Annotated in this window: 10 protein-coding genes and 1 pseudogene; 7 read left to right on the forward strand and 4 right to left on the reverse strand. The window is 67.4% G+C overall.

What is annotated here, in order from left to right:
* The 4 genes from VLF18_RS04295 to VLF18_RS04310 all read right to left on the reverse strand — a co-directional run.
* On the reverse strand, positions 1–507 hold a 507-nt coding region (locus VLF18_RS04295), incomplete at its 3' end, for a DUF4340 domain-containing protein (protein ID WP_325278387.1).
* A 31-nt stretch (positions 508–538) separates the two neighbouring features.
* Complete coding sequence (locus VLF18_RS04300) at positions 539–2,410, reverse strand: GldG family protein (protein WP_325278388.1); 1,872 nt, start codon at positions 2,408–2,410, stop codon at positions 539–541.
* A gap of 13 nt (positions 2,411–2,423) precedes the next feature.
* Entirely contained in the window at positions 2,424–3,158 is a 735-nt protein-coding gene (locus tag VLF18_RS04305; RefSeq protein ID WP_325278389.1) for an ABC transporter permease subunit, read from the reverse strand.
* Positions 3,155–4,093 carry an ABC transporter ATP-binding protein gene (locus VLF18_RS04310; protein ID WP_325278390.1) on the reverse strand — a complete coding sequence of 313 codons (939 nt, stop codon included), beginning with the start codon at positions 4,091–4,093 and terminating at the stop codon, positions 3,155–3,157. The genes VLF18_RS04305 and VLF18_RS04310 overlap by 4 nt, the downstream gene beginning before the upstream one ends.
* A 301-nt stretch (positions 4,094–4,394) precedes the next feature.
* Here VLF18_RS04310 and VLF18_RS04315 point away from each other — a divergent pair, with 301 nt between their 5' ends.
* The 7 genes and pseudogenes from VLF18_RS04315 to VLF18_RS04345 form a co-directional block, all read left to right on the forward strand.
* Positions 4,395–5,078, forward strand: coding sequence for a response regulator transcription factor (locus VLF18_RS04315; RefSeq protein WP_325278391.1), 684 nt, complete (start codon positions 4,395–4,397; stop codon positions 5,076–5,078).
* Positions 5,075–6,028, forward strand: coding sequence for a HAMP domain-containing sensor histidine kinase (locus VLF18_RS04320; protein WP_325278392.1), 954 nt, complete (start codon positions 5,075–5,077; stop codon positions 6,026–6,028). The genes VLF18_RS04315 and VLF18_RS04320 overlap by 4 nt, the downstream gene beginning before the upstream one ends.
* Positions 6,029–6,155: 127 nt before the next feature.
* Positions 6,156–6,665 (forward strand): GspH/FimT family pseudopilin, encoded by a 510-nt coding sequence (locus tag VLF18_RS04325; protein WP_325278393.1) that lies wholly within the window; start codon positions 6,156–6,158, stop codon positions 6,663–6,665.
* Complete coding sequence (gene pilV / locus VLF18_RS04330; protein WP_325278394.1) at positions 6,662–7,138, forward strand: type IV pilus modification protein PilV; 477 nt, start codon at positions 6,662–6,664, stop codon at positions 7,136–7,138. Before VLF18_RS04325 ends, pilV begins: the two co-directional genes overlap by 4 nt.
* A gap of 2 nt (positions 7,139–7,140) precedes the next feature.
* Positions 7,141–8,367 carry a PilW family protein gene (locus VLF18_RS04335; RefSeq protein WP_325278395.1) on the forward strand — a complete coding sequence of 409 codons (1,227 nt, stop codon included), beginning with the start codon at positions 7,141–7,143 and terminating at the stop codon, positions 8,365–8,367.
* Complete coding sequence (locus VLF18_RS04340; RefSeq protein ID WP_325278396.1) at positions 8,364–8,852, forward strand: pilus assembly PilX family protein; 489 nt, start codon at positions 8,364–8,366, stop codon at positions 8,850–8,852. The genes VLF18_RS04335 and VLF18_RS04340 overlap by 4 nt, the downstream gene beginning before the upstream one ends.
* A gap of 31 nt (positions 8,853–8,883) precedes the next feature.
* Positions 8,884–10,690 (forward strand): annotated as a pseudogene (locus tag VLF18_RS04345) (pilus assembly protein PilC); the annotation flags it as partial.

The following is a 10,690-nucleotide window of genomic DNA, read 5'->3' on the forward strand; positions in this document are numbered from 1 at the left end:
CGCGAGCCAGCTCTGCCGGTCGCCGGCACGGCGCACATACGTCGCGTCGCCGCGCGGATTGACGATGCCGACGATGAGCTGCGCGGGCTGCGGCAGACCGTCGAGCGCGACCTGCATGCCCTTGGCACCGGCGACGTCCATCTCGGTCACGCCGATGTCGGCATAGCGCTGCTCGTTCGCGGTCTTCTGTTCGACGAGGCGCGACTGGGCCAGTTTCAGCAGGTACTCGCGCACCTTGCCGGCATCGGCGCGATAGCCGCCTTTTTCCTTGAGCGCCCAGCCCTTGTCGGTCTTCTCGATCGTCGCGACGACGGCCGGACCCGGTGCGGTCACGGTGATGCGCCGGACGTCGTTGATGCGTTCGGCGAGCCCCGGCAGTACTTCGCCGGAACCCTGCGCGACATCGGCCTCGGGCTTGCGCGAGAGACTGATCGCCGCGGCGATCGCGATGGCGGCGGCCGCGGCGATGCCGAGGCCGGTCACGGTTTTCGAGTTCATGTGGTTCATGGCGTTTTCGTGTGGTTCATGGCCTGGCTCCTCAGCCGCGCGCGCGCCGCGACTTCCAGCCGACGAAGCCCAGTGCCGCGAGGATCAGCAGCAGCGGCACGAGCAGGATGTTGATGAACTTCAGGCGCGTGCCGAGCGCGTCGATGTCGGCGTCGAGCTGTCGCCGCACTTCGCGCAGTTGCTTGCGAATCTCGACCTTGCGCTTGAGGAAGTTGTCGAGTTCGGCCTTCTGCTCGGCCGACAGCACCATCGCCTGATCCTGGCTTTTCGCGCTCTGGAGTTCGGTCAGCTTGCGCTCGGTCTCGCCGAGTTCCTGCTGCAGCTGCTTTTCCTTCTGGCGGAAGCTGTCGTCGGCCTTGCGCTTGAGCTCGGCGACCTTCGTGAATGGCCGCTGCGACGTCGCGCGCCCGCGGATCGAGATCAGGTCGGAATCGCCGGCGAGATTGTCGACCGCGTTGATCACGAGATCGCCGTTGTTCGCGAACGCATTCAGCACTTTCTGGCCGAAGAAATTCTGGACTTCGGCCCAGAGCCGGTCGCTGAGGATGTCGGTGTCGGCGAACACGACGACCGCATTGGACGCCTGGGCTTCGGCGAGATGGCCGGCGTCCTTGCGGTCCGGGAACGCGGTCTTGAAGCGGCCTTCGAGGCGTCCGGCGAGCACGAACGGCTGACCGCTCGGCTTGAAGTCGACGAGCAGTGTCGACGGATCGACGAGGAACTTCAGCCGGTCCACCGGAACGCTCATGGCCTGGTCGCTGGACTGGATCAGCGGCACGAGCTTCGACTGTGAATCTTTGGACAATTCCAGATAGCCCACGCTCGACATGTTGATCGAGTCGAGATTCGCCGTGATGACGTCGTCGGCGCTGAGGTCCTTGCGCGTGAAGCCGAGAATGCCCGGATGGCGCACCGGCGGCGCGTTCGGCGCGATGCTGATCTGCAGCGCATGGGCGCGGTCGAGCACGACCTTGTCGTGCGCATAGTCGAGCCCCCAGGCCTTGAACAGGGTCGAGAGATCCGACGACTTGTCGGCCAGCATCGCCGCCTGCGGATTTTCCGGATCGGCGCCGGCCTGGTCCTGCTCGGCGCTCGGATCGACGAACACGAGCAGATGCCCGCCGCGCAGCACGAACTGGTCGATCGCGTACAGCGCGTCGTCGCCGAGGTCCTTCGGATGCACGAGCACGACGACGTTGATGTCGCTCTCGATGGTCTTGAGCGCCGCGGCGTTCATCTGGCGCAGATCGAAGAACTGCGCCAGCTCGCCGTACACCGCCCAGGGCTGGCGCATCTGGCGCGTCGCCTGATCGAAGCCCATGGTCATCGGCAGGCTGCTGATGAAGCCGACCGCGGGTTTCTTGTTCGTGCCCAGATCGTGGATCAGTTTCGCGATGTCGTATTCGGCGAGATTCTCGCGGCCCGGATCGAACAGCGGAATCTTCGCTTCGCCGTTCGTGGAATTGCTGCCGTAGACGCCGAGGAACACGCTTTCGCCGGCCGGGCCGAACGGCAGGCCCTGGATGCCGGCGGCGACGGCGTTGTCCTCGTCTTCCGAGTAGGCGACCGGGTCGACGACCTTGAGCCGCACCTTGCCGTCGGAGCGCGCCGCGATTTCCTCGAGCAGCTCGCGCACGCGCGGATAGTAGGCGCGCAGCGCGCGCGCGCTCGGGTTGTCGGTGTCCGCCGTGCCCCGGTCGGAGAAGTACAGCGTGAGCTGGATCGGCTCTTCGAGCTTGCCGAGCAGGCTGCGCGTGCCGTCGGACAAGGTATACAGATTGCTTTCGGTCAGATCGAGCCGGACGCCGCGCAACAGCACGTTGCTGACGAGGACGACGGCGACGAACAGCAGGGCGAGTATCACCAGCGCGCTGCCGGTCAGGGTCTTGCGATTGAATGCCATGGCGGGTCCCTCCTCAGTCGGCCTTCTTCAGATCGATCACGACAGCCGTGGCGTAGAGCCACGCGACGATCGTCAGCGCGAAGTAGACGAGGTCGCGCAGGTCGACGACGCCCTTGGAAATCGCCTGGAAATGCGAGAACAGGCTGAGTCCCGCGATCGCGTCGACGATGCCCTGCGGCAGGAACGACTGGAAGAAGCCGAGCACCATCGGAAAGCCCGCCATCAGCAGCAGGAAACAGATGACGACGGTGAGAATGAAGGCGACCACCTGGTTGCGCGTCGCCGCCGACAGGCACGAGCCGATCGCGAGGAACGCGCCGGCCATCAGCAGGCTGCCTAGATAGCTCGCGACGATGACGCCGTTGTCGGGATCGCCGAGGTAGTTGACCGTGATCCAGATGGGGAAGGTCAGCGCGAGCGCGATGCCGACGAAGGCCCAGGCCGCGAGAAACTTCGCGACGACGGCCTGCCACATCGTGATCGGCAGGGTCAGCAGCAGTTCGATCGTGCCGCTCTTGCGCTCCTCGGCCCAGAGCCGCATCGCGATCGCGGGTACGAGGAACAGATAGAGCCACGGATGAAAGCCGAAGAACGGCTGCAGGTCGGCGCGGCCGCGCTCGAAGAACTCGCCGTAGTAGAACGTCATCGCGCCCGCGAGTATCAGGAAGATGACGATGAACACGTAGGCGACCGGCGTCGCGAAGTAGCTCGCGAGTTCGCGCCGGAAGACGGTCTTGACCGGATTCATGCGCGGGCCTCCGTGCCGTGCGGCAGCGTGATGCTGCGGAAGACTTCGTCGAGACGGCCGGCTTCGAGCTCGAGCCGGCTGACTTCGACGCCCTGCGATTTCAGCGCCTCGCTGATCGGCACGAAGATCGCGCGGCCCTTCTTCGGAATCGCCGTGATGCGGTGGTCGTGCGGGTCGATCTCGATCGTCTCGATGTCGGCGACGCGGGCCAGCGCCTCGCGCGCCGCGCCGGTGTTCGGCGCGGTCAGCGACACCGCGCCGTGATAGCGCGAGCGCGCCTCGAGTTCGGCCGGCGTCGCATCGGCGAGCAGCCGGCCGCCCGCGATCACGACGGCGCGCGTGCAGACCGCGTGCACTTCTTCGAGGATGTGGGTCGAGATCACGATGATCTTGTCGGCTGCCATCGCATTGATGAGGCCGCGGACTTCGTGCTTCTGGTTCGGATCCAGGCCGTCGGTCGGCTCGTCGAGGATCAGCGCCGGCGGATCGTGCAGGATGGCCTGGGCCAGCCCGACGCGGCGCTTGAAGCCCTTGGACAGCGTGTCGATCGGCTGCGCGAGCACCGATTCGAGCTGCAGGCGGCCGATCACGTCGTCGATGCGCTGGCGGCGGCGCTCGCCGGCGAGGCCGCGCACATCGGCGACGAATTCGAGGAACTTGCGCGGCGTCATCTCGCCGTAGCTCGGCGCGCCTTCCGGCAGATAGCCCAGCGCGCGCTTGGCTTCGATCGGCTGGCTCTCGACATCGAAGCCGCAGACCTTCGCCGCGCCCGAGGTCGGCGCGAGAAAGCCCGCGATCATCTTCATCGTCGTCGATTTGCCGGCGCCGTTGGGCCCCAGAAAGCCGAGCACCTGGCCGGGCTCGACCGTGAATGAAATGCCGTCGACGGCAGTGAACTGCCCGTAGCGTTTCGTCAGTTGTCGGGTTTCGATCATCGTCTCGTCACCGTAGGTCGGATGTGCGAATGGCTTCCCGCACCGGGCGACCATGGCCGGCCCGGCCGTCGCGAAAAACGCGAATCGGCTGGCGGCTCTGCACGGACGCCCGCGGTGTCCGCCGGCGCGACGGCGCTGCAGCGGAGCGGGAAACTCCGCAATGTACCGCAAAGCCGGCGAAAAGTTCCCGCTGCGGAAGCGGCAATACGCCGATGACCGGCGTTGACCGTTTTGACGTTGCCGGACTACAAGGCCCGGCATCCGCCGGACGGACCCGGCCCGCTCCGCAAGCGACGACGGCATGCGCATCCTGCTGGTGGAAGACGACGACAAGATTGGCCGCTACGTGGCGCAGGCGCTGCGTGCCGAAGGCTTCGCCGTGGATCTCGCGACGGATGGCGACGACGGCCTGTGGCAGGCCGAGAGCGTCGACTACGACGGCGTCGTGCTCGACCTGATGCTGCCGGCGCGCGACGGCATGAGCGTGCTGCGGCATCTTCGCCGCGGCGGTTCGACGACGCCGGTGCTCATCCTGACCGCGCGCGGCGGCGTCGACGATCGCGTATCCGGACTCAACGCCGGTGCCGACGACTACCTCGCCAAGCCGTTCTCGGTATCGGAACTCATCGCCCGCGTGCACGCGCTGACGCGGCGGCGGCGGCCGCACATGAGCAACCTGCTGCGCTACGAGGACGTCGAGCTCGATCTCATGGCGCGCCGCGCGACGCGCAACGGCCGCCGCGTCGAACTGACGCCGCGCGAATTCGCGCTGCTGGAATTGCTCGCGCTGCATGCGCCGCGGCCGGTCAGCAAGGCCATCATCATCGAGAAGGTCTGGGATCGCTGCTTCGACTCGGAAACCGCGCTGGTCAATGTGCACGTTTCCCATCTGCGCAAAAAACTCGAACTGCCGGGACAGCCGCCGCTGATCCGCACGATACGCGGCGTCGGCTTCGCGCTCGGCGCCGAACCGGCGCTGCCGTGACGCGCAGGTGGCTGCGCACGGCCGGGGCCTTCGCCCTCGCCTTCCTGTCCGTGTCGGCGCTGTACTGGTTTCTCGTCGACCCGCACTGGCTCGCCGGCCGCGGCGAATCCGGCATGCCGGGCAACGTGCGCGCGCAGGCGCTGTTCGCACTCCTCATAGGGACGCTGTCCGGCCTCCTCGCGTGGCTGCTCGAGCGGCGTGCGCACGCACCGCTGCGCGCACTGCAGGACGAACTGCAGCGGCTCGATCCGGGCAACGTGCTGCATCGCCTGCGTCCTCCGGACGCGCCGGAACTGCACGCGCTCGCCGGCGGCATCAACGATCTGCTGAGCCGCGTGCATGTCGCGCTCGGCCAGCTCGACCGGTTCGCGGCGCAGGTCGCGCACGAACTGCGGCTGCCGCTGACGCTCGCGCGGCTGCGGCTCGATCAGGCCGCGCCGGACCTGCCCGACGCCGTCGCCGACGAACTCGTCGCGGAACTCGAACGCCTGACCCAGTTCGTCGACAAGACTCTGCTGCTCGCGAAGGCCGAGCAGGGAAATCTGCCGCTCAAGCGCGTGCGCGTCGATCTGCGCGCGCTGCTCGCGCGCATCGCCGAAGGCATCGCGCTGATGGCCGAAGCCGAAGACCGCACGCTCGAACTCGACGACGCGCCGGCCTGGATCGCGTTCGACGCCGACTACACCAAGCAGATCGTCTACAACCTGCTCGCCAATGCGCTGCGGCACGGTAGCGGACGCATCCGCGTGCGCCTGCGCACCGGCGGTACACGCGTCCGGCTCGTCGTCGTCAACGATCTGCGCGCCATACCGGCGCGACAGGGCAGCCTCGGCAGCGGCCAGCGCATGATCGCAGCGCTCGCGGCGCTGCATCGCGGCATGCACGTGCGCTATCGCAGCGACGGTCACCACTACCTGGCGCGTGTCGTCGTCGACGCGGCGGCCGATTGAACAGTACGCGCGCGCACGCTCAATCTTGAAGAAATCTTAAAGTTCACTTGGCGACCGCAAGCGGTCGCTTCCTGCGACGCTCGACCGCGCACGGCTGCGGCCGAGGGATGCGGGCATGAGAACGGGCATGAAGAAATCGTCGGGATTCACGCTGATCGAGCTGGTCACCGTGGTGGTCGTCATCGCGATACTCGCGGCGTTCGCGGTGCCGTCGTATTCGAACGTGATCAGAAGCAACCGCGTGTCGAATCAGGCGAACGACCTGCTGACCGCGGTCAACCTCGCGCGCAACGAAGCGGTCACGCGCGGCACGCGCGTGACGGTCTGTGCTAGCGCCGACGGCGCGTCCTGCGATTCGGGCGGCGCCTGGCGGTCGGGCTGGATCGTCTTCACCGACGGCGGCACCGCGGGCCAGCTCGCGGGAAACGACCAGTTGCTGCGTGTCTGGCCGGCGATCGCGCCCGGCGATTCGCTGAGCGCGGACGCGGCGTTCGTGAGCTTCGGCAAGGAAGGGTTTTCGACCGAAAACGACCTGACCTGGACGTTCGTGCCACGCGACTGCAACGGCGACCAGCGCCGCACCGTGCATCTGCGCGGACTCGGCCGCGCCGAAACCGCGCGCGGAGCCTGCGCATGAACGCCGCGACCGCGTTCCGCCGCGCGCCGCGCGCCGCGGGCTTCTCGCTGCTCGAAGTGCTCGTCTCGATGATCATCCTGTCGATCGGACTGCTCGGGCTCGCCGCGCTGCAGGCGTTCTCGATCAAGGCCAATCAGAGCGCGAACTACCGCACGCAGGCGACCGCACTCGCCTACGACCTGCTCGATCGCATGCGCGCGAACCGCAACGAGCTGATCGCGGGGCGCTACTTCACGAACTACGGCTCGGCGCCCGGCAGCTGTCCCGACACCGGCGGTACGCCGCCGTCCACCGGCGCCGCCTCGCGCGACGTATACGACTGGAAATGTGCAATCAAGGCCCAGCTGCCGCTCGGCGAAGGCGCGGTGCGCATGCCCGGCGGCACCGTCGTCGTCGCGATCCGCTGGACCGACGCGCGCTGGAGCAACGGCGCAGACGCCACGACCGAATTCACGCTGACCTCAGCCCTATGACCATGCCGATCGCACCCCCGCGCCGCACCGCCGGCTTCTCGCTGATCGAAATGATGGTCGCGATCGCGATCGCGGCATTCCTGCTGCTGGGCATCACGCAGGTGTTCAGCGCGAGCAAGAACAACTATCTGAGCCAGGAGGCGCTCTCGCGCATCCAGGAGAACGCGCGCTTCGCGATGATCCGGCTGCAGCGCAGCGTGCGCATGGCCGGCTACCTCGGTGCCGGCAACGACCTGAACCGTCTCGCCGCGGGCAACGCGTCGAACTTCATCAATCACCTCGCGCCGAACGGTGTCGACGCGACGCTGTTCCAGCATCGCTTCCATCGCTCGATCGAAGTCTTCGACGCGAACGACAGCAACGACGGCGCCGAACCGCAACCCGGCGGCGCCGGCAGCTGGACACCGGCGCTGCCGCCGGCGATCGCCGATGCGGCGCCGCTGACCGGGTCGGACATCCTCGTCGTGCGGCATTTCAGCGAGGAAAGCATCCCGCTGGCCGGCTTCAACACGACGAACGACACGCTGATCGCGCTCACACCGACCTTTCCGGACGGCCGGCCGTTCGTCGCGAAAGGCATCTACGGCGTCGGCAACTACCGTTTCGCCGACGTGTTCCAGGCGAGCGCGGTCAACGGCGTCCAGCTGTCTGCGCCGTACGGCGCGTCGAGCAATCCGGGCAACACGTACCAGTTCGACGCCGCGAACTCGCCCGGCAAGACGTGGCGCGGCGACCGCGAAGTCGAATACGGCCTGCAGGCCGGCAGCGGCCAGCGCTGGTGGAACGCCGAGTTGCATCGCGCCGAATACACGGTCTATTACGTCGGCCGCGGCGCGAACGGCCAGCCTGCACTGATGATGCAGACGCTGCAGGAGTCCACGGGCCAGCTCGAGAACCGCGAACTCATCGACGGCATAGAAAGCCTGCAGGTGCTCGTCGGCATCGATACCTCGACGCCGGCCAACGACGGCGCCGACGTCTATCGCACGGGTGCGCAGGTCGCCGCCGGCGCGGCCTCCGACGCGGATCGCGACGCGCGCTGGCGCAGTGCGCGCTCGCTGCAGATCGGTCTGCTGCTGCGCAGCCCGGCGCCGTTCGTAAGCCCCCGCCCGACCGAACCGGCGCTCACGGTGCTCGACCGGCGCATGACGCGGCCGAACGACGGCTACCTGCGGCAGACCTACCAGACCACCGTTTCCCTGCGCAATCGCGTGAGTAACTCGATGTGAATACCGTATCCGCTCGCCGTTTCCGCGCGACGCAGCGCGTCGCGCCGCGCGTCCCGCACCGCCAGCGCGGCGCCGCGCTGTTCGTCAGCCTGATGCTGCTGATCCTCGTGACGCTGCTCGCGCTGACCGCGTCGCGCATGACGGTCCTGCAGGAACGCATGTCCGGCAACTACAAGAACCAGCAGGACGCCTTCCAGTCGGCCGAACGGCAGCTCACGCGCGGCGAGGCCGTCGTGCTCGATCCGCTGCGCCAGCCCGATATCGCGTTCACGCAGATAGACAACAGCAACGCGCTGCCCTGGACGCCCTGGTACGCGGACGGACCGACGACAGCCGACGAAGAGGTCACGCGCGTGCGCATCGGCCAGTCGCTGAAGTTCGGCACCGATCCGATGCGCGAGCCGAAATTCTTCGTCGTGTCGGCCGGGGCGCCCGGCGCCGACACGACGGCGACGTCGGCCGTGCAGTCGACCTATGTCTATTGAACCGCAGCGCACGACGAGCCGGAGCAACGCAATGACTTTCTCACGATGGCACTCCCTGCTCGCGGCAGCCGCGCTGGCGCTGCTGGCCGGCCTCGCCGCGGCGCCGGCACGCGCGGCGACGATTCCGATCTCGCAGTCACCGCTGTTCACGGCGACCGGCCAGCCGCCGCTGATGATGATGGTGATGTCGCGCGACGAGCAGTTGTTCATCAAGGCCTATACCGACTACACCGACCTCGACAGCGACGGCCTGCTCGATACGACCTACCAGAACCGCTTCAGCTATTCGGGCTATTTCGATCCGGATCTCTGCTACGCCTACGGCAGCGGCCAGTTCAAGGCGACCGCGGCCGCGAACAACCACCAATGCGGCGGCAGCTGGAGCGGTAATTTCCTGAACTGGATCACCATGAGCCGGCTCGACATGCTGCGCTTCGTGTTCTACGGCGGCTACCGCTCGACCGACGCCGCGACGACCGTGCTCGAGCGTGCGCACATTCCGTCGGACCTGCATGCCTGGGTCAAGACCTACGGCGGCAGCGACATCGCGCGCTACACGCCGTATTCGAGCGCGACGTCGTTCTGCAACGCGTCCTTCAGCAACACCGGCGTGCCGAAACTGCGCGTCGCCTCGGGCACATGGACCGAATGGGCGTCGACCGCACTGAACCAGTGCAACTGGAAGGAAGACGCGAACAACGACGCGAAACCCGACAGCCCGCCGCGCGCGACCGAGCTCGACGTACGCGTCGAGGTCTGTGCCGGCGGCACGGGCGCGCTGCGCGAATCCTTCTGCCGCGAATACGGCACGGCCGGTATCTTCAAGCCGGCCGGCCTGCTGCAGGAATACGGCGAGAACCGCTCGATGCGCTTCGGCCTCCTGACCGGATCGTATTCGGCGCCGCGCAGTGGCGGCGTCGTCCGCCGCAACATCGGTCCGATCGCCGGCAACGGCACGGCCACGGGCTGCGCGGCCGGCGACGAGATCGATCTCTCGACGGGCCGCTTCTGCAATCAGGGCGACGGCGCCGAAGGCGTCATCAACACGATGAACCGCCTGAAGCTGCTGACCTGGAACTATGCGGCGTCCTGGACCGACTGCAACACGTACAGCATCCTCAACCGTCAGGGCTTCGGCTCGCCGAACCTCAACAATCCCGGCACGGCGGCAAACGGGCGCAATTGCAGCGCCTGGGGCAATCCGATGTCCGAGATGTACGCCGAAGCGCTGCGCTATATCACGGCAGAAACACCGTCGGCGACGTTCAACGTGACCGGCGACCTCGCCGGCCTGCCGGCCCCGGCCTGGAAGGATCCGTACCGCAGTCCCGACGACGGCGGCAACGCCTATTGCGCCAATTGCAGCATTCTGGCTTTGTCCACCGGTCTCAACTCCTTCGACAGCGACGAAATCCCGAATGTCGCCGCACTCGGATCCGGCGCCGTGGCCGCGACCAACGTCGTCGGCGCGCGCGAGCAGGTCAACGGCAGCTACCTCGTCGGCCGCGGCGGCGCCACGCCGCTCGGCGCATCGCTGAACACGCACGAAGACCTCTGCACGGCCAAGTCGATCACCGCGCTCGCCGACGTGCGCGGCATCTGCCCCGACATTCCGTCGATGGAAGGCAGCTATCTGCTGAGCGGCCTCGCGCACAAGGCCTACACGACCGACCTGCGTCCGAACCTGACCGGCCCCGACGGCAATCCGAAACCGGCCACGTACAAGAACAAGGTGCAGACCTACGCGGTCTCGGTGGCCGAGAACCTGCCGACGTTCCGCGTGCCGCTCGGCAGCAGCAGCCTTTCGCTCGCGCCGCTGTGCCAGGCCCACAACGCCG

Origin of the sequence: Tahibacter sp. (assembly GCF_035481375.1) — a bacterium.
Classification (GTDB): Bacteria; Pseudomonadota; Gammaproteobacteria; order Xanthomonadales; family Rhodanobacteraceae; genus Tahibacter.